Genomic DNA, 23,860 nt, shown 5'->3' with positions numbered 1-23,860 from the left:
AAATAGTTATCTTTTCATGATACTTTAGTAAAATACGAAATCCTATAAAGGTAGGTGCTAATCTCGGCAGAAAAGCACCTATCATATTTATATATCCAAGATACAAAATCTAAAGATAAATTTGCAAATAAAGATTTTAATTTATAGCGATTGTTTCTTCCTCTCAATTAACGACTGATATATTATATAGCGCACATATTCGCTAGCCTCAATATCGTTTTCTGTTACCAATTCTAGTTTTTTAAATAGAGTTAGTAACTGAATCATATTATCGACGACGTGAGTGTCTATAATTTTCTGTATCACATCTCGATGTTTTTTAAAACTCTCGCTTCTTGCATTTTTAACTATATCTTTAACTAAAAACATTATTTGTCGTGGATTCTGTATCTTTGATATCGCGCTTATCAATTCAAACAATTCATTATGTATTTTTACGGAATTATCAATTTCCACTAGTTTCTCCACAAATGTCTTTGGACTCATACTATGAGCTACTGCTAAAATTTTTGTCTTAATTTTAGGACGCGGAGAAGAAGAAGGTTGAATTATTAATTCTTGCAGATTATTCTCTGAATCAATAAACTCAATAATACTTACCGCCTCAAACTTTAAAGCTTCACGTTTAACTTCATCATTTGAAATTTCAATAAGATTTTTTACAAATCCCAATTCTTCTAATTTTTTTTCACCTTTTTCTTCAAAAAAGATTCTCATGTGAGATTCATTATATTCGATTCTGTTTAATGCATATTCGACTCCTAACTCTTTAGTTTTCTTGTGAAGAGATATCAATGCAATAACTATCGCTATATTGTTATCATAATTATTATATCTATCTAAAGATATAATTGCTCGAACATAGAACTGTTTGTTGTTTAGGTCTTGAAGTATTCGATATTTACGTTCTCTACTACCTATCTCTTTTTTTCTTAACAAATCGAGATTATGAGACAGTATATCATCTAATCCTTCTTTAATTAATTCGTTAGCATATTTATCCATCCCATAGAGCCAAGAGAAAAAATCACTCTTAGATGAGTACAACGGAGTTGAGTCCATTGAAGATAAATTTAGCTGCGAAAAATATTCACTTTTACTCAAATCTGTAAAGCAGAATGTTAACTTACTATCATTGCTATAAACAGAAATATTATCCAATGAGCTTACAAAATCTTCTTTATAGAATCTTTTGTTTATAGCTTTTTGGATGGTAACTAATTCTTTAGCTCCAGCAATGTTTATAAAGTCGTCTTTTAGACGATCAATACCTAAAGCCTTTAGTAAAGCTTTATTTAATTCATCGTTCACATCAAGCAACTCCAATAACTCTTTAACAGATATTCCTTCATCTGCTAATTTTGACTTCGATACGCTATTAATACAAAATTCAGTCATGACAATTTACGTTTTTTAGATTAATACTTTTCATCCTTTGGGGGACATGGATCATTCCCATAACTGTCTTTGTCTCGGATTGCTCCATTCTTTCGATGAATTACTAACTCCGATTGCTGATTCCGGGCAATCTCCCGTGCAATTTCTATTGCATCTCTCTGAGTATGAGTAATTTTTGTCTTTTTACTATTACCCTCACCTCTTACAGCCCACTGATTACCAGAAGGCACAACGTGTTGATTTTTCTTCATAAAAATCAAATTGAAGTTATTACTAAACAATAAGCGAACGAGGGTTGTTATAGCTTAAAAACATCAAAAGGACTTTGGAATTACCAATTTTTGTTTTAGCTTTGCACATCAAAAAACAGGATTTCTTAAAAGTGACTATCTTCTAAGGAAGTTGCTACAACCCACAAAAACAAATTCTGAAATAGAGAGCAGCCGCCAAGTAGCTCTCTTTTTTTCTGTTATAGTCGTTTGATTAAATTTTCTCTATATCATAATTTGCTAAAATTAAAATTCAACACCCATTTTTTTCTCCAAATCCAGTAAACAAGATTGCCTACATTTCCTTATTCTATCTAAACTCAAATAAGGTAGTAAATCAAGAATACTGTAATCTGTTATATACTGCTTAGAAGCTTTTCTGAAAAGAGATGATATTTTTTTATAACCATTTTCTCCTTCAATTGTATTTGGTATCTTGATGTTGAGATATTCACAGATACCACTTAAATCATCTAAAATCCAGTCTTCAATAATTTTATCTACTTTTACCTCATAAAAACCTGCAATATTTTGTATTAATAGATTTCTTTTTAGATCATCCCAATCTATCACAGGCTTTTCTGCAAAAGGATATAGAGACATATCAGAACAAAATGCAAATACAACTAATTGAACATTTTCAGAATTTAAAATAGAAGCAATTTTTTTATTTACTCTCTGAATTCGATGCCTTATACCTTTTACATTATAAACTTCCCAATTCCTCGCTGATTTAGATAATACTTCCTGATAATAAGTCAACATCCAGATAAGGAAAGATTCATCGGCTTCGTTACCTACAAGTACTATAATATGGACGTTATTTTCATTCATCATATAAAATACTCGGTTATAAAATCACTTTCAATATCTTCTTCCAGCATTAAATTAAATAGATATTCGCCCAATGTCTCTTCTTCCAATGATGCATTTTTCAATATCTTTTTCAATTTTGATGATCTTATTTCTTTAAAGTCTGCCACACAATCTCTATTTGGTATACCTATTTTCACTTGTTCTGGATTTAAATATCTAACTAGATATGGAGAATGGCTTGTTAAGACAATTTTAGTTTCCCCTGCTAATTCAGATAAAATTTCAAGCATATGACGTAACAAATATGTATGAACAGAGTTTTCTAACTCTTCAAAAGTTAAAAGTGGTAACTTGTTCATATTTGCAGCAATAGCCAAAGCTAATACACAAAATATCTTTTTACATCCTGTAGACATACGCCTAATCGAGGTATATTGGTTATTACATCTTTCTTTTACTTGAATATCGTAAAAAACATCCGGTAAACGAAAAGGTAACTTATTGTCGTTTTCTTCAAACTCTTTCTTTAAATCGACCTGAATAGGTTTGAACTCCTCAATATTGGGTAATAATTGAAGCACTGCACTCTTGAAAAGATTATATTTTTCAATATCTTCTTGCTCCAAACTTTTTATAAAATAGCTAATTCTGGCATGATGTTCAGGCATAGAGAGGCTATATCCATTAAGGCTTTCACCATCTATAATAGAAATAGAGCCAAAATAATTATCCGGGCTCTGAAGGGTGTCAACGGTGCTTGTTTCTAACCTTGCAAAGGATTTTAAAACATCAAGATAAAATAATTCATCATAGTTCTGAAGTTTATCGAGTGCCAATTGATCTTCTGTCAGGAGTAAGTTCTTTGCGCACCTACCAGTTGGAGATGCTAAATAGAAAGAAAAATCCGGAGTACGATTGATATAACTCTTAAATTTAGTATCTTCCTCACCTTTCAATTTTAGATATTCTTTAGTTATGCGAGCACCTTTTTGTTTTTTTTCAGTCTTTACCCAATCAAATGAATATCCATACATATAAGAATATGTTTTTCTATCCCATTCTAATGTGCCTTCCAGCTCAAAATCAAATGAACTTCCTTCTGTCTTTTTATTTATAGGAATGAAAGAACTATTATGCATCTGTTTCTTTTTTTGATTTGAAGATGCGCAAATGAAGCGTAATCCAAAATCAATCGCATGGAGAACATTACTTTTCCCGTAATTATTAGGTGCGATTAAAGCGTCTATGCCCGATAAAGAGAGAGAAACCTTCTCTATGTTGGAAATGCCACCTAATGTTATTCTATCTATTTTCATGCTTATTACTTTTAATGTTCGATGCAAATATAACACTTGTTTTTGACAATACAAACGAAAAAGAAATATTTTATTTCGCGAATAGAGTATTTATATCTTATTTTGCTGTACACAAGCATTAAAACGAAATAAAAAGTTGCGTATATAAATATTTCACCCATACATCCACTGCTATCTGAAAAAATAATATGATACCTTGAATTTATAAAAATTAAAGAATAGAGATTTGGTGTATTTGGTAAAAATAGCTAGTAATCCAAAACACCAGAATGTTATTAAAACGATTCTCTATTTTTTGCTTTGAATATTTTGAATTAAAAAACTGCTTCAAAGACACATGGAAAATCAGGAAGCTAAATTATTGAATATATTTGAAGCAGAATATTCTAAGTAACGAATGCTTAATTTACCGAATTCTTTGTCCTTGTTGAATTAAGCATTATCTTTGTAACAGGTTATAAAATGATGCAGTCTTAAGAATAATAAAGTAGATAGCACGTTGCTAAGCTATTACCTTTTTAAATAACATATTGTAATTTACTGTTTATCAGCAGGATACTTTCTGAACACACAGTAGTGGCATAATAATAAAGTAAAGAGAAAATTCTTATCTTTGCCCTTAGTATTCTCCATTAGCAAACTACTGCAAAAGCATGTAGCAAATTAGTGGGATAATTCATGAGATATGCTTGAAGCAAAAAAATATAAAGTTTTAAATATCAGCGTGGTAACTCTCTTTGGAGAATCCCAGACGATATTGAAACAATGAGATATTTGAAAATAGGATCGTTCTTATAGCGAGCAAAACGATAAAACATAATCGTGTGCTAAATCATGTGGATTTCCAAATGGAAAAAACTATAAAATGGTGATAATCAACAGATAGAAGACAAAAGTTCTCTTGCTGGTGGCACCACTTGTAAGAAAAGCGTTGTAAATAACTTATTTACAACGCTTTTCTTTTTCTATAGAATGTTACCTAATGCATTTCCAAAAGAAAAGATTATAGAGACTTCTTCCACCTCTTTAACTCCGGGAAAAAATCTCTCATTTTAGTCAATGCTGCCTGCTCGTTGAAATCAGGATCACCTTTGAAGAGTTCCCTCATATGCTTCAGGCTGATATTGATCATATCCTCCATAGTGATATCCCCTGTAAAATCTCCATCTTTAAAACAATAGATGCAATACTCACTCATAGGAGTTCCGTCTTTATTTGTTGCAAAATCTTCTGCCTTTACAAGTGGCATACCACAACTCTGACAATACATTTCTTCCATAGTAAAACTATTATTCTTTTAATTTATCACTATATAATTACCCTATATTCTTGCGGACATTTATCAGCCAATTCACACCAAACTTATCAGTAAACATTCCAAAATAATCCCCCCAATGTGCTTCACTCATAGGCATCGTTACACGTCCCTCTGTTGACAACCCGGCAAACAATCGATCTGCCTCTCCTCTACTATCAGCTTCTATATAAAGAGAGAAATTATTACCGAATACAGTATTTTGCGCCATATAGCCGCAAACATCCGCTCCCATCAAAACAGTCTCTTCAGCAATAGGCAAACAGATATTCTCTATTTTATTTTTTTCATCCTCAGAAATCGGAGGCATCCCATTCTGCGGAGGAATATCCCCATATCTGCCTATAAAAGTAAAATCTATACCAAAAGCTGATTTATAAAAATTGAATGCCTCTTCGCAATTGCCATTAAAGAGAAGGTAAAAATTGATTTTTGCCATTTAGTTACGCTTTTAAGTATTAAGTCTATAAAGATTTATATGACATTTATCGTCATTTTACAAATATAAGGTTTTCTTTCTGATCCACAAGAATTACACTTCTGGAAATTGCAGTTAAACAAGTATTTATCACTAAATCGGATAAATTCAGAAAGCAAATCAGAAAGGTAAAAAATACCAAAGATAAACCTCCGAAAATATTTTTCTCAAACAACACAAAATCACGAAAAAAAGCAGTAGATTTGCGCCATTACAAAGTAGCAACATATTATGCGACATTTACTAACTGCTATATTTATACTTATCAATTCGACAGTGCTTGCCTCAAACCAAACACAGGCAGCAGATAGCCTCCTAGGTGTTTTAAAAAATACCCAGTCTTCCGAGAAAAGAATTCAAATATACAGAAATCTGGCAGACCTCTATCAGGAAAATCCTGAAGCCCATCTTTATCTATTAAAGATGTATCAGGAAGCAGCCACAATCGATGACAGAAAAAATATGCTGAATGCACTCGACGATATTCTTATCGCCGGAATCAGCGAATACAATAAAGATACAATAGCCAAATACACCGAATATTTTAAAAAGATAGCGACCGAGGATGAACTCAAAAGTTTATTACCTTTTTATCATATGCGAACTTTTGACTCACGATGCTACTCCGGAGAGAGAACGGAAGCTATCAAAGAAGAATTAGATTCCAAGAATGTAGAGACAGATAAAGAAGACAATGTATACAAACAAATAGCATCAGCCTATAATATGGGAACGAGTTTCTATATGAGTGATCAATTCAAAAAGGCAATACCTTATTTGGATAAAGCCATGCAACTTACAGAAACACTCCCGGAAAAAGAAAAATACATCTACAAAAAATTCATTACCTGGAGAGTATGTTTTACATACGCCCAAGCAGGTAAGAACAAAGAAGCTGTGAAAATCATGGAACAGCTTATTAATATGGTAGAGCAAAAATACAAAAATGATTACCAAAAACAGCGTCCTTTCTATAATATAGATTTATATCTCCTTCAGTACTATTCATTTATGATTAGCAGTTTGCCATATCTGACATTAGAACAAGAAAAATATTACTGGAAGCGTATTCAGGAAATTGGTAAGAGTTTGACTAATGATCTGGACAAATACAATTATTATCTTTGCGCCAACAACTATTATTCCAATAACCGTACCGAAAGAGATTTTCGCAAGGCAATAGCAGCCAACGACAGTCTGATTAAATTTGCAGAAACATTAGCACCACAGAATCTGCCCGGATTATACAACATCAATTCCATGACTTATGAAGCAATCAAAGATTATCAGAATGCTCTGAAATATTTGAAGATTTCACATCAGATTCAGGATTCATTAAGTACAGAAGCTACACATAAGCAGCTCAATGAATTACAAGTAAAGTATGATCTGAATACTCTCAATAATGAAAAGACTATGCTGGAGATAAAAAATAAGAAAACGATGCTCATTTCTCTCAGCATTTTATTGATAATCGTAGCACTTATCTGCACCTATTTATATTTTTCCTGGAAGAAGGAGAAAAGGATGAAAATGGAATTAAAAGCCTTGCATCTCAAAGCACAGGAAAGCGAAAAGATGAAACAATCATTTATCAACTCAATCTGCCATGAGATACGTACTCCACTCAACGCTATCGTCGGATTCTCCGATCTGATCATGAATGAAGAAATCGATGCGGAGATGCGCAAAGAGTTTCCACCGGAAATTCAAAAGAATACTGTATTACTAACAAGTCTTATCAACAGTATGCTGGAAGTTGCCAATCTGGATGTTTCCGAAGAAAAACTTCCCTGTCAGCCTACAGATTTGAAGAACATCTGTGTACATGAAATGGAGCAACTCAAGAAAAAGGAGGGCATAGAATATAAGCTGGAGATTACAGAAGAAAGTATGATGATTCCAAGCAATGCCCAATACCTGACCCAAGTAATCGAACACTTGCTGAGTAATGCTAATAAATTCACAGAAAAAGGTCAGATCACTTTAGGATATGGAGTGGATAAATCCAAAGAGAAAATCCTGATATACGTCACCGATACCGGTTGCGGTATTCCTCAGGAGAAACATGAAGAAGTATTCAACCGCTTCTCCAAACTTGACACTTTTATTCCCGGTAATGGACTGGGATTATATCTCTGCCGGCTCATCACAAAACGACTTGCCGGAGAGATAAAAATAGATCCTGCATATAAGGAAGGAATACGAATGATCGTCACTTTACCAATAAAATAAAGGTATCGGCTATACTACTTTATTCCCTTACTAATACCGCTTATCTTCAGGTAAGCGCAAGATTGAACACCTAATAGAATCACAAACAAATACTCAGCCGTCAAATAGACCGGTAAAGTCGTTGTGAAACAATAACTCAATAGATACAAATAAGCCAGATAGACGACAATAGTGGAAATCTGAAAGATAAATGCAATCCGGGTATTACCTGTACCTGTTACTGCATTCATAAAAACATAACCAGGCAAAGCAAATGTGTAATTCAGCAACATCACGATAAACGGATACTGAGCAAGTTCGATTAATTCTGCATTATCCGTATAAAATCCGATAATCTGTTGATTAAATAACATAGCAATAATTATCAAAGGAAGACCGATTGCATATCCCAATCTGAGAATTTTACCACAGAGCCGGAACATACTTCTCCCCTCACCCGCACCTATCAGATTACTGACCAGTGAACCGATAGTAGCCGCAAACGAATTGACTATTACAAAGAAAACGGTAGAAACACTTCTTATAATATTCGACACTGCCAGTTCTTTTTCTCCCAACCGCTCGATAGCCACGAAGAATAAAAACCACGGAGCAACACTAATGAAAGCATGCATCATACTCCATACGGATAAGTGAAAAAGTGAATTTAGCAATTTCCTATCATAAACAGGTTTTAACCCTAAATTCTCCTTATCCATTTTCAGAAAAGTATAGATAACCAGAATTAATAAAGAACCGGCTTCAGCCAGTGAAGAAGCCATTGCTGCCCCGGATATACCCAGATTGAGACTGAAAATAAACAAGTAATTACAAGGGATATTGATAAGAACCGCCATTATAGCCGCCCACGACAAAACTCTCGTTTTCGTAATTCCCACGAAGAAAGAGCGGAATGCCAGAAATGGAAAAGAGAATAGCAGACCGAAACATCTCCATGTCAGATAATCAACCGCAGCATTATAAATCTCCGGTGAACGGATGAAATACCTCAGGATAACAGGTGACAGTATATAGGACGCAAGACTTAAAAACATAGCCAGTCCACTCAGGAACAATAATCCCTGGAAGAAAGTCTTCCCTGTTTCTTCGTATCTTTGTTCCCCGTTTCTGCGGGCAATCATAACCTGTAAACCCAAACTAAAGCCAAAACCAAGCATATAAATGGCCAGATAATAAACACTTGCAAGCACAGAAGCACCTAACTCCACTTCGCCTACATGTCCCAGAAAAATAGCATCAGTAATATTGATTAATTGCTCCATCAGGATGCTCATCATCACAGGAAAGTTGATGAGCCATATTTGCTTATACGTATAATTCATTGTTCAACTAAAATAAACGCATGGCACACAGCTATGCGCATAGCTGCGTGCCACTCGATATAAATAATCAGATAGGAAAACTCTGTGACGAATTACAAAAATCCGTCAGGATAGCCGAATAGCTTTTATTGGAAAGTACTATTCGTGGAGCGTAGCTATATACAGAGTTGATGTTTCATGAGTTGAACAATCGTTTTATGTGAATTCTACACAGCAAATGTAGGAAAAATAATAAAAAAGCAAGTGATCTTACCCGGATAAATCAACGGTTATTATATTTTTGCGTGAAATTACTCCACTGCATGAAATCAACTGAAATCACAAGAGAAGAGATGTGGGCAAAGCAACATTTGTCTGCAAATGAAATCGACTATGCCATATGGGAACAGGATAAAGTTGTGCTACAACAGATGTCCAAAATCAGCAGAAGTTGCTCATTTGTAGTTGATGTTTATAAATACAGATATGCTTTCGCATCTTCTAACTTTGCAGATATACTGGGATATGACAGCCGGAAAATAGCTACTCTGGAGAAGCAGGGAGATTATTTGGAATCACGCTTTCATCCGGACGATTTCGCCCGACTGGAGCAATTGCAGATTAACCTTAGCAAGTTCATCTATAGCCTGCCTCACGAACAAAGAAATGATTATTGTAATATATATAGTTTCCGGCTGATGAATGCCAAACAACAGTACATACGGGTAATCAGCCGGCAACAGGTTTTAGAACAAAGCCTCAACGGAAAAGCATGGCTGATACTTGGAAATATAGAGATTGCACCCAATCAGACAGAAACTGATCAAGTGGAATGCACTGTATTGAATCTCAAAAATGGAGAAATGTTCTCGCCTACTTTAGTATCTATTCCACGGATTCATCTGACACAGCGTGAACTGGAGATTTTACAGCTTATTCAAAAAGGATTATTAAGTAAAGAAATAGCTCACAATCTCTGCATCAGTATTCATACGGTCAATATTCACCGGCAAAACCTATTGCACAAATTAGGGGTACAGAATTCTATCGAAGCTATCAATGCAGGATTAAAGTCAGGAATACTAAGCTAACCGCTCTGCGAAAGAAATATGCAAGTTACGGCATCCAGTCCATAATTCCCGTAACCGGATGCAGACTTCTCCATTCCATAAAGTCCTCATAACTGCGTATGCCATCCCGGATAACAGCTTTATAATACTCTATTCCCATAATCTTTTCCGACTCGGGCGTATCATATTTCAATTTTAAAATGGCATACCTTGTTTCATCAGTCAAAACAGCGGAAAGCCGTTCGGCAAACTTCTCAAAATAGCCATCATACCGGGAACCTTCCAAAATATGGATCATATCTATCTGCCAAAGCGCATTATCTGCATCCCGATACCAAGCATGCCACTCCACACATGCTTCCTCTGTATCCAGCAGATTCTTATGCTCCATCTTCATGAAAGACTTGTTCTCCGTAAACTTCACCATTGCCTGAAAGCTATCACACAGACTAAATTGTGAGGTATAAATATGAAAATCAATGTCAAGATGCTTCATCAGCAATCCTGTACTTAAAGAACCTACTAAATTCACTCTGGCACCTATACTTTCCCAAATAGGGATGATCTTTGTGTCTTCTATAATTTTCCGGGCTTTCTGTTGATTCCGTCTGGCAAGATCAAGAATATCCATTGTTTTTCTTTTGTAATGACGTGCAAATGTAGAAAAAAGGACGGATATATAGCTATAAATAACTATTTAATAACCTGATAATTCGGACTAACTTTGCCACCCTTTCCAAACTTCCCAGATAAAAAATTAAAAGAGTTATGACATTCAATCTATCAGAACAACAGGAAAAAAAGTACTTGCAACAGGTCATCGGCATCATTAACGATACGATTCAGAACACCGATACATCAGTCAAAGAACATGTAGAAACCTTACAGGAATACAAAGATTATATCTGGTCAAACAAAGATATCGATCCGCATGAAATCCGATCCATGCGCGAAAGCATCCTCAATCATTTCGCACTGGGTGAAAGCGTAATTGACAAACGCAGGCGGTTGGGCAAAATATTGGATATCCCCTATTTCGGACGGATAGATTTCGAGGAAAAGAAAAACGGCAGTAGTGTTTTACCTATTTATATAGGCATACATACGTTCTATGATTCACAAAGTAAGACGAACCTGATATACGATTGGCGGGCTCCCATTTCCGGTATGTTCTACGATTACGAACTGGGGAAAGCGGTTTATACCTCCCCTACCGGTGAAATCAGCGGAGATATTTCACTTAAACGCCAATACCGCATCCGTAAAGGCAAAATGGAATATATGATAGAAAGCTCGCTGACTGTACATGATGAAATTCTTCAGAAGGAATTCAGCAGCAATGCCGATGATAAAATGAAGAATATTGTCACCACCATCCAGCGGGAACAAAACCGGATCATTCGTAATGAAGAAGCCCACGTGCTCATTATCCAGGGAGTTGCCGGATCGGGCAAGACATCCATTGCCTTACACCGCATCGCCTACCTGCTCTATACGTTGAAAGGGAATATTTCCTCAAAAGATATACTTATTATTTCACCCAATAAAGTTTTCGGTGATTATATCTCGAACGTACTTCCCGAGCTTGGCGAAGAAAGTGTGCCCGAAACCAGTATGGAGCAGATTCTTTCGGGAGTTCTTGAAAACAAATACAAATACCAGAACTTCTTTGAACAGGTAACGGAATTACTCGAAAAAACGTCCTCGGACTTCATTGAACGGATCAAATACAAATCTTCCTTCGAGTTTATTTCACAGCTCGATAAGTTCATCCTCTATATGGAAAACAACTACTTCAAAGCAGCAGAAGTAAAACTCACCAGGCACATCACAATTCCAGCCGAATATATTGAAGAGCAATTCAGGCGCTTCAACCGTTATCCCATGCGCCAGCGTTCTGAAGCTATGACGGATTATATCCTGGAAATGATGAAGGTGCAATACTACTTTACAATTACCACTTCAGAGAAAAATCTGTTGAAGAAAGAAATAAAGAAGATGTTTGCAGGTAACAACGATCTTCAGATTTATAAAGAGTTTTTCGTATGGATAGGTAAACCCGAACTATTCAAATTACGCAAGAACCGGATGTTGGAATACGCTGACCTGGCACCTTTGGCATACCTGCATCTGGCTTTAGACGGAAATATTGCTTCGCCCGGTGTCAAACATCTTTTGATAGACGAAATGCAGGATTATTCTCCTATTCAGTACAAAGTAATTCAGAAACTTTACCCCTGCCGGAAGACTATTCTCGGAGATGCATCACAATCTGTCAACCCTTATGGTTCGTCAACAGCCGATATGATTCGGAAAGCATTCACTATAGGCGAAATAATGAAACTATGCAAAAGTTACCGCTCTACGTTTGAAATCACGGATTTCTCGCAAAAGATTCAGACCAATCATGAATTAGAACCTATCATACGCCATGGTGAACCTCCTGCAATCCTACGGTTTGAAGATGTAAAACAGGAAATACTGGGTATTTTCAGTATAATTTCTTCTTTTAAAAAATCCGGTTATACGTCACTCGGGATAGTATGCAAAACCGAAACACAAGCAAGAGAACTATCAGAAAGCCTCCGGGTGCATACCGGTGATATCCATTTCCTGTCCAATCAAAACTCTGCTTTTATGAAAGGTATTATCGTTACCTCATCTCACATGGCAAAAGGATTGGAGTTTGACGAAGTAATCGTTCCCTATGTCAACGGCAAGAATTATAACTCAGCCATTGACAAAAGTATGCTTTATGTAGCTGTAACAAGGGCTATGCATAGACTGGCACTAACCTACAACGGACGACCAAGTGAATTTATTCCTGCCTCATCAGATCAGAATTTTTAGTTCTCCGGTTATGGAATCAATAATAAACCCGTTTATCTTAATATCCGATGGGATAAGCGGGTGTTTCCTGATTAACTCCACGGAACTTTTAATCGCTTCCTCCACACTGTCAAATCCATTCAACCAGGACTCAACATCCAGACCGCAGAATTTCAGCATATCAATGTTCTTGTCTGCAATGCCTCTTTCCTTCATGTGTGCAAGCACTCTTTTGCTATTCAGGCTTTGCGCACCACAATCGGTATGCCCGATCACCATCACCTGTTCCACGCCAAGTTCATAAATGGCTATCAGCAGACTTCTCACCGCACTACCAAACGGATGGGATATGACACCTCCCGCATTCTTTATCATCTTTACGTCACCGTTCTTTAGTCCGAGCGCGGCAGGTATCAGTTCAAGCAAACGGGTATCCATACAGGAAATGATGGCAATCTTCTTGTCTGGGTATTTATTAGTGAGGTATTTCTCATATCCTCTGTTCTGCACGAACTCCTTATTGAATTTCAGAATATCTTCAAGCATAGCAGTCTTACTTTTAAAATCGACGACAAATTTATGGAAAAAAAGAATAGGATGTCATTTCAATAAAGCTAAAGTTTATTGATATCACATCCTCGCTAACACCGGCAAGAACCTATTACCACCTGCCGAATGCCCCTCTGTTCTGTTTCAGCAGACCGGACGAAGTGTTTCAAGCAATGGAACCTCCAGTTTCAAACAATGAAACCGATAGTTTCAAGTAATGAAACAAGCAGTTCCAAGTAATGAAACTGACAGTTTCACACCGAGAAACAAATCATTCGATAAAGGATTCCAGTTTCTTTCCAGAATCTCCCTTTACCTTTGCAATATCAGAATAAACCAAAGTATTAATTATTAAAAATAGAAGAATATGAAAAAGTTAGTTTTATTATTAGTATGTATGTTCACAATGCACACAATGGTAATGGCAGATAATGACAAACCGATCCAGGTAAATCAACTCCCTGCAAAGGCTCAAACTTTCCTCAATACCTACTTTAAAGATCATAAAGTGGCATTGGCAAAACAGGAAACAGAATTATTCTATAAAAGCTACGATGTGGTCTTCACTAATGGAGAAAAAGTAGAATTCGATAAGGCGGGAGAATGGACAGAAGTTAAATGTCAGCAAAGTGAAGTCCCTGCACAGATCATCCCGGAAGCAATCCGTACTTATGTAAAGACAAACTATCCGGATGTTAAAATCTTACAGATTGAACGGGATAAAAAAGAATATGAAGTAAAGCTGTCTAACCGTTGGGAAATCAAGTTCGACTCTAAGATGAGAGTAATTGACATTGATGACTAAAATAAAAAAACAGTAAATCATCGAATAGGAGGAAACACCTCTTCCTCTATTCGATGATTTACTGTTTTTTGACTTTAAGTTCCCGACCCGTTTAATGTTACTTCCGATAGAAATCAAATGCAATGGCACAATGTTTTGTCATAAAACCACACCGCTCCAGCGTCCTGCGTGAAGCAACATTATCAGCTGCACACCCTGCAATAGGAGTATATCCCGCTTTTAAGCATGATTCTTTAAGATGTGAAATAATCATCGTTGCATACCCCTGCCTGCGGAATCATCAAATGACTTGCAGAAAGCACTTTTAATCTGAAATTCTTTCAACGCTCTTCCGAATATTTCTTCTTTTCGTGAAAACAGTTCATCAGACAGATAGAATTCAATCAGCTCTCCTTCTTCCGACTGAATGAAATACCCCACTCTTTCTTCATCCTGTTCGATACAGAAACAAGTGCCTTTTGCAACAAGCCACTCGCAGTGTAACTCCTGGGGGTAACGCAAAGAATCCAGATATTGATTTCTCAGATTCAGAAGTGATGCCAATGGTACAGCTTTAAATTCAATCATAATTCCGTTTTTGCTAAAGATACGAAAGTTTTCCGGATACGAAAAATTACTTTACTAAACTGATATACTCCCCATATCCTTCAGCCTGCATCTTCTCTTTAGGAATGAATCTCAACGAAGCACTGTTGATGCAATAACGCAAACCACCTTTATCTGCCGGACCATCAGTGAAGACATGTCCTAAATGGGCATCACCCGTAGCACTTCGAACCTCTGTGCGTACCATACCATGAGAAGTATCCATCTTCTCATGAATAAGTTTACGGTCAATCGGTTTTGAGAAACTGGGCCAGCCACAGCCGGAATCAAACTTATCAGTTGAAACGAACAAAGGCTCACCCGTAGTGATATCTACATAAATACCGGGACGGTGTTCATTCCAATAATCATTATGAAAAGCCAGCTCGGTTGCATTCTTTTGAGTCACGGCATATTGCTCCGGGGTGAGTTTGGAACGCAACACCGTATCATCCGGTTTACTATAAACAGATTTTTTCGGCATTTTAGCCTTACGCGCCAAGTCAAATAGTTCAGGATGGATATGACAATATCCACCCGGATTCTTATCCAGATAATCCTGGTGATAGTCTTCCGCCGGATAGAAATTCTTCAAAGGCTTTATTTCTACTGCCAGCGGACGGGGGTAAGCTGTTGCCAGACGGTACACAGTTTCTTGAATAACCGCTAAATCAGCCGGGTCAGTATAATAAATACCCGTACGATATTGGGTACCCTTGTCATTACCCTGCCTGTTTACGCTGGTAGGGTCGATGGTTTTGAAATAAAGATCTATGAGAAAAGGCAGGTCCACTTTGAGGGGATCATACTGCACTTTCACGGTTTCTGCAAAGTCCGTAGTTCCGGTACATACTTGTTTATAAGTCGGATTGGCAATATTGCCGTTTGCATAGCCGACTTGCGTAGCTTCTACGCCATCAATTAGTTTCAGGAAATGCTCGGTTCCCCAGAAACAGCCTCCTGCCAGATAAATTTCCTTGGTTGATTCCATATCTTTTTTCCTTTCTGCCTGCCCTGCCTGATTATTGGCACAAGCCAGACAACTTATTAACAATACAAATATAAGTTGTTTCATATCTTCAGCTTTCCAACAAATCTTATGCTATTGATATATGAATATATAACAATCAAACCGATAGGATAGTTGAACACAAGAAACTACAATATAGCGCTGCCTGTATTCTCTTCTATAAAAGAGGTGCGATCCGGCTCATAGTTTATCTCCGCCTTCCGGGCCTGCGAGTGCTGAAATTGTCGGGCTACTTTAAACTCCTTCCCTTCTTTCAATAAATAAGAACCTGTCTGCTTAAACCAGAAGCCCACATTAGCTTCTATACATTGACGACGAATCTCCAAAACCCAGTCATAATCGCATACACGCGCCTCCCGTCCAGATTCTCCTCCGGCTACAACCTGCTCAACCCACTCACCTAACTCTCCCCTGAAATCTATCCGGCTGAGAAGCGGTTCGCAAATAATAATTTTATGCTTTATGGGAGCTGCCTTATAAATAGGCAGGCGATAGTCAATCCGATCCTGATTCTCCATCGTACAACAGATTGTTACATTATCATATCCTTCTCCCCAATCTGAGGGTAAACAATCCTTCAGTCGGTCAATACGCTTAGTGATAAACAGAAAGTGGAGATCTTGTCTCAACCGCATCATCTCCCATGCTTCAGGACGCCATTCATCAGCATCTTCCACCAGAAAATCAGAAGTGAAACATGTATAGACCAGGTTACCGGAAGGTATCTTGTAAGTTTTGTTTTTCTTTTGCTGCACAGGCAGATTGAACTTCTCTGTCTTTGCCACAACGGAACTATCCTTACCATATTTACCATCTGTACGATAAACATAGCAATGCTGACAGCCTGTACTAAACTTATGACAGCCATGCCAGGGATTCCACATCGAAGTCTTTACACCTATTCGCAGCATATGTTCATTGTCTCCATAACTCTATGTCTTTATTGTTGCTTTCACAAAGTTATGCATTGCCCTTATTCCAGGCAGTATTCGAGTTCTTTTTTATGGAACTTTTACATGCGCTTATGAAAAGAAGCATGAAAAAGAAAAAGGGACTCTGCAACATTTATGTCGACAGAGTCCCTTTTTCTATATTGCCAATAAACTAATTCATTGTCGCCGGTGTCTTCAGCTTCACATCTGCCCAATCAGACCATGTAGGAGAAACCATATACTGAGGTTCCTGCATCTTGCCAATCAAAGCAGTAGCTTTCTTCACCTCTGCATTGGTCTTTTCAAACAGTTCTTTCATGGTTAAATCTCCCTTTGCATCCTTGATACATTTAACCAGGAAATAAGTATAATATCCCTGCTTCTTATCATGATAAACACTGGAAGTCTGGTCACCGCTACTGGATGAGAAACTCAAGGTATGTCCCTGTGGCAAACCCACCTTCGGTACTACACGTACCCCTTTTTGGGCCAGCAACGGAGCAGCACTCTTGTAGCCACCACTAAAGCAAGCATCCAGGAAAACATAAGCTCCCTTGATAGGATAGGTTGCCAGACGTTTATATAAATCCGCCAGAGAAATCCCCAGACGAATGTTCTTACCCGTAATATCTACCGGCAGCAGATAAGGTTCTTTCGTTGCCTCATCATTATTACCATGACCGGAATAATAGAATATCAATTCCGCTTCAGGATCAGTACTTGCCATATTCACCAACCAGTCAAGCTGTTCGTGCATCATACCAGCCGTAGCATTCGGAACAACTTTCAGTTGTCCATCAGGTACACCAAATGTACGTACACAATATTCACGGAATACCATAGCATCATTCACGGCATAAGGCACATTTATCTCTGCATTGGCACCGGTTATGCTATAATCTTCGTTACCAATGATCAATGCATAACGGTGACGATTCACAGCACCCACAGGAATATCTTGCAGCAACTCAGTATTGAGTCCTAAACTAACATTCTTAAGATCAACAGCCTTACGAACAGCTCCGTCAATCTTGATTGTGCTGGATGCCGTTAAGTATTCACCCACCTTCACCTTATAGGCTTCACTCAGATAAGAAGAACGGGAATCTTCACTCACGCTTACCATCACAGCGATTGAATCACCATCGAAACGCTTGTTCACCAGGAAACCATAATCCAGTGTTGCTACATCACCCGGAGCAATACTATCAATCGTCATTTCAGGTACATCAGTTGTAAACACATTATTCGGCAACTTGAAGTTCAATTTCACATTACGTGCTGTCTTCGAACCGAAATTCTGCAAAGCAAGCGTCAGCTTACCATTCTTACCTAAAGTGATAGAAGAACCTTCGGAAGCAAAGAACTGATGATCCGCCACACGCAGGCGCGGCATAGCATATTCCTGTGTATTAACAATCAATTCCGACGGATCAGCATCAAAACCATTCGCTTCGAATGCATAGATATTGATCTTGGCCAGTGCTGACGGCATTTCTTTCTTTACCAGATAACGGAAAGTGTATTGCTTCGATGTTCCTGCGGGAATATTACCACCATCCAACTCACGGGGACCGTCGAAATATTCATCATATCCCTGTTGTTCGGAAAGACGGAGGCGGATGTTATAAGCATCCCCCTGTCCCTTATTCTCAACAGAAAATTGAACAGCAAAACTTTCACCGGCATCTATTACCTTATTATTATTACCATCAATAAAACTATCCACATGGATGACCAACATAGCAGGTTCCACCGGCACAGGAGCAGATTCCTGTTGCTGTGCCACCCCTTCAGTCTTCTTCAATGCCTCATTATAGGCCAGCAAACGGGATGGAAAAGAAGTATATGAAGCACCGTCAGTAATAATTTTCATCAAGACTTCATACTCAGATTTCATATCCATATACTGATATACACCCGCCAACCCCTGCATATACATTTTAGATGAAGGCTCTTTTTCCAGAATTTTCAGGAACAGGTCTTTAGCATCCAGCAGATAACCGGAAGCACGCTGACGTACCAACGCATATTCGGTATCATTAGCAATAGTAGCACCGTTATTCACAATTTCAGTAGCTACATTGAAATTAACACGTGCCAATCCGGTGAGCAACTCAAAACTATCGGGATGGAGAGCATACAAACGTTTGTAGATATCAAGCGCTTCCTGATTCTTTCCCTGGCGTTCCAAAATACGTGCCTTGATGGGCAATACCTTATCATTATTGGGATCAACTTCAAGAATACGATCGATGGCCGACAGTAACTTCGGCATATTGTTCGTGGCAATATGCACATTCACCAGATTATAAAGGAAATCAAGCGAAACAGGATACTTGGCTATGGCTTCCTCCAAAACACGTTCCTGTTCAGAATAATTCTTCTGCGACTGATAAATCATATTCATATATACATAGCAGTCTTTCTGCTGTGTATCCGTTCCCGTGCTTAAATACTCCTGGAAATACTTCAACGCCTGCGAATACTTTTGGAGATTGTAGGCAGATACCGCCGCATAATATACTACAGAAGCATAGCGGTTATCTTTGGGAAGCAACTCGCTCTGAAAAATCTTCAGCCGGGGCATCTCAATATAAGCTGCCGCAAAATCCAGCGCCTTAGAGGGTTGCTTCTGTTCGGAATAATACACTGCACCATTCAACAGATAAGGATACATAGCACGCAAACGATTCTTGGCACCACTCAAATACTGACCGTTATCCGGTGCTTCCACAACTTTCATGAAATTCTCGTAACTGTCCAGCAAATAGCTATACATACCCGTCACGTTCGTTCCTTTATCGCGCTCACTTTCAAAAAGCACATATTGTTGGTTAGCACGCTTAGAAGCAGCAGCGGCATCCTGTGCCACTACTCTCCCATATGCTCCCAACATTAAAATGATTGTCAGTACTAAAAAATTCTTCATATTTATTTATTAGCTCCTCACTAAATTATTTTGCAGGAAAAGCATCCATGATTACAAACTCTACGTTAATCTTACGGAATTCACCACCGCGTTCCTTGGCTACTTCCACATGATATTCATATTCGTTCTTGGTGTTATCCAGTGTGGTTACATTCTTTTCTATATAATTCTTCACACCTGCCGCACGCATCAAAGCCAACTGTTCATTAGCAGTAATGCCCGAAGCCTTTGTTACGGTAATATTATCAAGATTACCATCCTTATAATAAGGTTCATCGATAAATTCGCCATATTGTCCGTTATAGGCAATGCGTCCGCGAATAGGACTTGCATCGGCAGAACCGGTAACAATGACCTTCACTTGTTTACCTTCAGACAGATACTTGGAGAAATCGCCTTCAAAAGCATTCTTGATTATCTTCATCAGAGACATTGCGGCATTGGAACGTTCAATATCATAACCACCTGACGGGAAGTCCTCCTTTGCAGAAAACTCTTTATTGATCACCTCATACTGGTAGCCCACTTTGTAGTTCAGAATCTTATTACCATTAGCATCCACACCCGGAATTACTTCTGTCCTCACATCAATCTGTGTATTTTCCGTAATCAGCTTATCCTGCTTCTTTTCTTCGATTACAGCTTCTTTGATCTCCTTCAGCTGAATTTCTTCACGACTTGCCTGCTGCATAATTTCCAGCGGAACAAAGTTTTCATCTGCTTCCAGTGCGGTCAACTTGGTGCGACCGATATTATCATAAATATAGACCTTATTTGTAGTCTCATTACGCACTTCTACATAAGCCAACTCAAATTCGTCCTTATCATTCAATACATAAACCGCATTATCAAATTTCAGGTTCTTACCATCCTTAAAGTCGCCTACTTCATTTGAAGGCACTTCCAAAGCAATCGCGGGCAATGCATTAAATCCGATGTTCAGCATATTCTTGGAAGCGTCATATTCTCCCACGAAAGGATTATCAATAGAGATGCGGTCGCCTGCCAACTCCGTTGCCACTTCCTGAGCAAATAATTGTTGTTGCTTCAGGCGAGTCTCGTCATTCACACGGATAGCATAATCTTCCATGGACTCACCCTGCATCATCTTCACCCACTCGTTCATCTTAGCATCCACTTCCTTACTCATCAATTTACCAAAGAAAGGATTCAAACCATTAGCATCCCAAAACACAAGTCCTTTGGCGCGATTGGAAAGCATGAATACATCGCTCGTTTGCTTGTTTACAAAGAAGCGACTACCCGTCACACCACCCGGATTTTCATCCAATGTCTGTTCAGGCACACTGTTTTTCAAGTTCATGATGACAATAGCGTTACCATCTTTAACCACACTGATATATTTGCCATCCGGATGAAAGGACGGAGAAGTCAGTGTTCCACCTATCTTATCAAAGATATCCACCTTATCCCATGTCTTTGTGTCGAAAATAGTCAGACGCTTGTCTGCCGTCACAACAGCCATTTGAGAAGCATCGGCAGAAAAGACCAATTCAGTTACTTCGGCAGGCATCGGAAGAGAAGTACGCAGTTCTTTTGTCTGGAAATTCCAGATATCGATATTCTTACCGGTTCCGGCAGCGATAAAATAGTTGTTGGGACTCATAGTAATAGCCGTTGCGACAGCTTTTCCCTGAATATAAGCCTGAGGCAAATATGCTTTTGTGTCGTAAACTATGATTTCTCCTAAAGAATTGGAAACCAAAAAATTGCGTGCATCAGCACCATAGCACATGGCAACAGGGACAATGTCTCCCTTTGATGCATCTTTCATCAACTCAGCGCCTACAGGTCCGGGCACAAAGAAATTCAGATTCTTCCTGCCCTTCAGTTCCTTACTCTTACGCTGCTCTTTCAGTTCAAAAAGCTTTTTGTTCCGGTCACGGAAAGAATAAATACTAACAGGTTTCTTCCCCCGCATCAAAGCCAGTGAGCTACCCGTAGGGTTAAAGGCTATTTTATCAACATCTCTCAGATCGACAATAGGGATATCGCGAATCGTAAGTAAAGAACCATCCGACAGGAAAGCTGTACAAAACGTTGTATTGTCAAATGCCGAAATACGTTTCGCTGAAGGAAAACTCCTTTTCACCTGTACCTGCGCCATTGCCTGACTGCCAAAGAAAGCAGCCACAATACAAAATGCAATACCCTTGACCGGGCGGAACCACATTCTCATTTCATCCATATCTTTAATGTTTATAATAGTTTATGTTTCATACTATTTGCAAATATAAACATTAAATTCCTATCAAGCGGTCAACAAATTCCTGTTTTTTTTGTTTAAGGAGGCTTTTAACAGGATAAACAGGTAAAAAACAAGATTAAGAGGATCAAAAAGATAACTATGCGGAATATTTATTTGTCACGGAAATCAGTGACAAATATTAAGAATGTTTCAATCCCATCTTTTCAGCACGCTGCAACATAAAAGTGCGTGCAGCCTCGTATTCATTGGGTATCACTCCATCCAAAATAGCATCTTTAATGGCGCTTTTCAGAGTTCCTACTTGCTGGCAGGGTTCCAGATTGAAAGTTTTCATGATTTCTTCTCCACTGATAGGTGGCTGGAAATTGCGAACGCGGTCGCGCTCTTCAAGATCCTTCAGTTTCTGACGCACCAGTTGGAAATTATTAAGAAAACGTTGTTTGCGCTCCATATTCTTGGACGTGATATCAGCTTCACACAATGTCATCAGATCATCAATATCATCTCCGGCTTCAAAGAGAAGACGACGTACTGCAGAGTCGGTTACCACATCATCAGCAATGACAATAGGACGCATGTGCAAACTTACCAGCTTCTGTACATACTTCATTTTTTCATTCATCGGCAATTTCATTCTCCGAAAAATCTCCGGTACCATCTTCTCACCAATGAAATTATGATTGTGGAATGTCCAGCCTGCACGAGGTTCCCAACGTTTGGTAACAGGTTTTGCTATGTCATGCAACAGGGCAGCCCAGCGCAACCAAAGATTATCGGTTTTGCGACTGATATTATCAAGTACTTCCAAAGTATGATAGAAGTTGTCCTTATGAGCCCGTCCGTTGCGGGTTTCCACACCTTGCAATGCAGCAAATTCCGGAAAAATCAGCGGCAACAGTCCGGAACGATCCAAATCAATAAAGCCTTTGGAAGGAACTGGAGAGAGCAATATCTTATTTAGTTCCTCCGCAATACGTTCCTTAGAGATAATAGAAATACGTTCACAATTGCGACACAAAGACTCGAACGTAGCATCATCAATATAGAAATTCAATTGGGTAGCAAAACGGATGCAACGCATCATACGCAACGGATCATCACTGAATGTGATATCCGGATCAAGCGGCGTACGGATAGTCTTTTCTTTTAAATCCTCTATGCCACCAAAAGGATCTACCAATTCCCCGAAACGGCTTTGGTTCAAACAGACAGCCAGTGCATTAATAGTAAAATCACGACGATTCTGATCATCTTCCAACGTACCATCTTCAACAATAGGTTTACGCGAATCACGTTGATATGATTCCTTACGCGCACCTACAAACTCCACTTCTGTCCCACGATATTTCACCTGTGCAGTACCGAAATTCTTAAATACAGCTACGTGCGCTCCACGCCCCAAACATTTGCCCAATGCTTCAGCCATTTCTATACCACTGCCAACCACTACGAGATCAATATCCTTAGAAGGGCGTTGCAGGAAAATATCGCGTACATATCCACCGACCACATAGCATTCCAATCCCAATTCATCTGCCGTCTCGGATATCCGTTTAAATATGTCGTCACTAAAATGTTGTTTCAATTCTTCTGTTGTCAACTCAACCATAATACATCTTTAAAAAATAATCATATAGTTTTCATTCCGGAGAGTAGAAAGTCTCTTGGTCTATTTTTCCACCTTCCATGTATCCGAACCGTGTCATCCTCGTATTTGCTCCGTACCTATACGCTTGGACTTGGTACGGACCAGGTACGGCTTTGATACGG

The 23,860-nt window shown here is 38.3% G+C and carries 20 protein-coding genes; 4 read left to right on the top strand and 16 right to left on the bottom strand.

Annotation, left to right across the window (positions count from 1 at the left end; translation table 11 throughout):
* Window positions 1-141: 141 nt before the first annotated feature.
* The 6 genes from K429_RS0103750 to K429_RS0103725 form a co-directional block, all read right to left on the bottom strand.
* Window positions 142-1,398 (bottom strand): hypothetical protein, encoded by a 1,257-nt coding sequence (locus K429_RS0103750; protein ID WP_025726088.1) that lies wholly within the window; start codon window positions 1,396-1,398, stop codon window positions 142-144.
* A 20-nt stretch (window positions 1,399-1,418) separates the two neighbouring features.
* Window positions 1,419-1,649 (bottom strand): DUF2188 domain-containing protein, encoded by a 231-nt coding sequence (locus tag K429_RS0103745; RefSeq protein ID WP_025726087.1) that lies wholly within the window; start codon window positions 1,647-1,649, stop codon window positions 1,419-1,421.
* Window positions 1,650-1,913: 264 nt separating this feature from the next.
* Window positions 1,914-2,504, bottom strand: coding sequence for a hypothetical protein (locus tag K429_RS29340; protein WP_025726086.1), 591 nt, complete (start codon window positions 2,502-2,504; stop codon window positions 1,914-1,916).
* Window positions 2,501-3,799: an AAA family ATPase gene (locus K429_RS0103735; RefSeq protein WP_025726085.1), complete on the bottom strand. Its 1,299-nt coding sequence runs from the start codon at window positions 3,797-3,799 to the stop codon at window positions 2,501-2,503. The genes K429_RS29340 and K429_RS0103735 overlap by 4 nt, the downstream gene beginning before the upstream one ends.
* Window positions 3,800-4,802: 1,003 nt before the next feature.
* Window positions 4,803-5,078, bottom strand: a complete 276-nt coding sequence (locus K429_RS0103730) for a zinc ribbon domain-containing protein (RefSeq protein WP_025726084.1) — start codon at window positions 5,076-5,078, stop codon at window positions 4,803-4,805.
* A gap of 37 nt (window positions 5,079-5,115) precedes the next feature.
* Entirely contained in the window at window positions 5,116-5,553 is a 438-nt protein-coding gene (locus K429_RS0103725) for a VOC family protein (protein ID WP_007210453.1), read from the bottom strand.
* A 270-nt stretch (window positions 5,554-5,823) separates the two neighbouring features.
* Between K429_RS0103725 and K429_RS0103720 the strand changes: the two genes are divergently transcribed.
* On the top strand, window positions 5,824-7,827 hold the full coding sequence (locus tag K429_RS0103720) for a HAMP domain-containing sensor histidine kinase (protein WP_025726083.1): 2,004 nt from the start codon (window positions 5,824-5,826) through the stop codon (window positions 7,825-7,827).
* A gap of 14 nt (window positions 7,828-7,841) precedes the next feature.
* Here K429_RS0103720 and K429_RS0103715 read toward each other — a convergent pair whose 3' ends face one another.
* Window positions 7,842-9,149 carry an MATE family efflux transporter gene (locus K429_RS0103715; RefSeq protein ID WP_025726082.1) on the bottom strand — a complete coding sequence of 436 codons (1,308 nt, stop codon included), beginning with the start codon at window positions 9,147-9,149 and terminating at the stop codon, window positions 7,842-7,844.
* Between the two features lie 302 nt (window positions 9,150-9,451).
* On the opposite strand from K429_RS0103715, the gene K429_RS0103710 reads away from it, so the two are divergent.
* Complete coding sequence (locus K429_RS0103710; RefSeq protein ID WP_025726081.1) at window positions 9,452-10,219, top strand: LuxR C-terminal-related transcriptional regulator; 768 nt, start codon at window positions 9,452-9,454, stop codon at window positions 10,217-10,219.
* Between the two features lie 25 nt (window positions 10,220-10,244).
* On the opposite strand, the gene K429_RS0103705 is transcribed toward K429_RS0103710, so the two are convergent.
* On the bottom strand, window positions 10,245-10,829 hold the full coding sequence (locus K429_RS0103705; RefSeq protein WP_007210449.1) for a hypothetical protein: 585 nt from the start codon (window positions 10,827-10,829) through the stop codon (window positions 10,245-10,247).
* A gap of 137 nt (window positions 10,830-10,966) precedes the next feature.
* Here K429_RS0103705 and K429_RS0103700 point away from each other — a divergent pair, with 137 nt between their 5' ends.
* Window positions 10,967-13,048 carry a UvrD-helicase domain-containing protein gene (locus tag K429_RS0103700; protein WP_025726080.1) on the top strand — a complete coding sequence of 694 codons (2,082 nt, stop codon included), beginning with the start codon at window positions 10,967-10,969 and terminating at the stop codon, window positions 13,046-13,048.
* On the opposite strand, the gene K429_RS0103695 is transcribed toward K429_RS0103700, so the two are convergent.
* Window positions 13,031-13,573 carry a carbonic anhydrase gene (locus K429_RS0103695; RefSeq protein ID WP_007219016.1) on the bottom strand — a complete coding sequence of 181 codons (543 nt, stop codon included), beginning with the start codon at window positions 13,571-13,573 and terminating at the stop codon, window positions 13,031-13,033. The genes K429_RS0103700 and K429_RS0103695 overlap by 18 nt on opposite strands.
* Before the next feature lie 370 nt (window positions 13,574-13,943).
* Between K429_RS0103695 and K429_RS0103690 the strand changes: the two genes are divergently transcribed.
* A complete protein-coding gene (locus K429_RS0103690) occupies window positions 13,944-14,381 on the top strand; it encodes a PepSY-like domain-containing protein (protein ID WP_007219015.1) in 438 nt (145 codons plus the stop codon).
* A gap of 97 nt (window positions 14,382-14,478) precedes the next feature.
* Here the strand turns inward: K429_RS0103690 and K429_RS31255 are convergent, their stop codons facing one another.
* From K429_RS31255 to K429_RS0103655, 7 genes are all read right to left on the bottom strand, one after another.
* Window positions 14,479-14,634, bottom strand: a complete 156-nt coding sequence (locus tag K429_RS31255) for a hypothetical protein (RefSeq protein ID WP_081679895.1) — start codon at window positions 14,632-14,634, stop codon at window positions 14,479-14,481.
* Window positions 14,631-14,948, bottom strand: a complete 318-nt coding sequence (locus K429_RS0103685; protein WP_025726079.1) for a hypothetical protein — start codon at window positions 14,946-14,948, stop codon at window positions 14,631-14,633. Before K429_RS0103685 ends, K429_RS31255 begins: the two co-directional genes overlap by 4 nt.
* 46 nt (window positions 14,949-14,994) lie before the next feature.
* Window positions 14,995-16,041, bottom strand: a complete 1,047-nt coding sequence (msrB, locus tag K429_RS0103680; protein WP_025726078.1) for a peptide-methionine (R)-S-oxide reductase MsrB — start codon at window positions 16,039-16,041, stop codon at window positions 14,995-14,997.
* Window positions 16,042-16,124: 83 nt separating this feature from the next.
* Window positions 16,125-16,898: a DUF5131 family protein gene (locus K429_RS0103675; RefSeq protein WP_025726077.1), complete on the bottom strand. Its 774-nt coding sequence runs from the start codon at window positions 16,896-16,898 to the stop codon at window positions 16,125-16,127.
* Between the two features lie 202 nt (window positions 16,899-17,100).
* Entirely contained in the window at window positions 17,101-19,860 is a 2,760-nt protein-coding gene (locus K429_RS0103665) for a caspase family protein (protein WP_007219012.1), read from the bottom strand.
* A gap of 25 nt (window positions 19,861-19,885) precedes the next feature.
* Window positions 19,886-22,069: a WD40 repeat domain-containing protein gene (locus tag K429_RS0103660; RefSeq protein ID WP_007210439.1), complete on the bottom strand. Its 2,184-nt coding sequence runs from the start codon at window positions 22,067-22,069 to the stop codon at window positions 19,886-19,888.
* A 199-nt stretch (window positions 22,070-22,268) separates the two neighbouring features.
* Complete coding sequence (locus K429_RS0103655) at window positions 22,269-23,699, bottom strand: CCA tRNA nucleotidyltransferase (RefSeq protein WP_025726076.1); 1,431 nt, start codon at window positions 23,697-23,699, stop codon at window positions 22,269-22,271.
* Between the last annotated feature and the right edge of the window lie 161 nt (window positions 23,700-23,860).

The organism is Bacteroides sp. 14(A) (assembly GCF_000526555.1).
In the GTDB taxonomy this organism is placed as follows: Bacteria; Bacteroidota; Bacteroidia; order Bacteroidales; family Bacteroidaceae; genus Bacteroides; species Bacteroides cellulosilyticus.
Note: the sequence above shows the minus strand (reverse complement) of the source record. Positions and strands in the feature narration are given on the sequence as shown.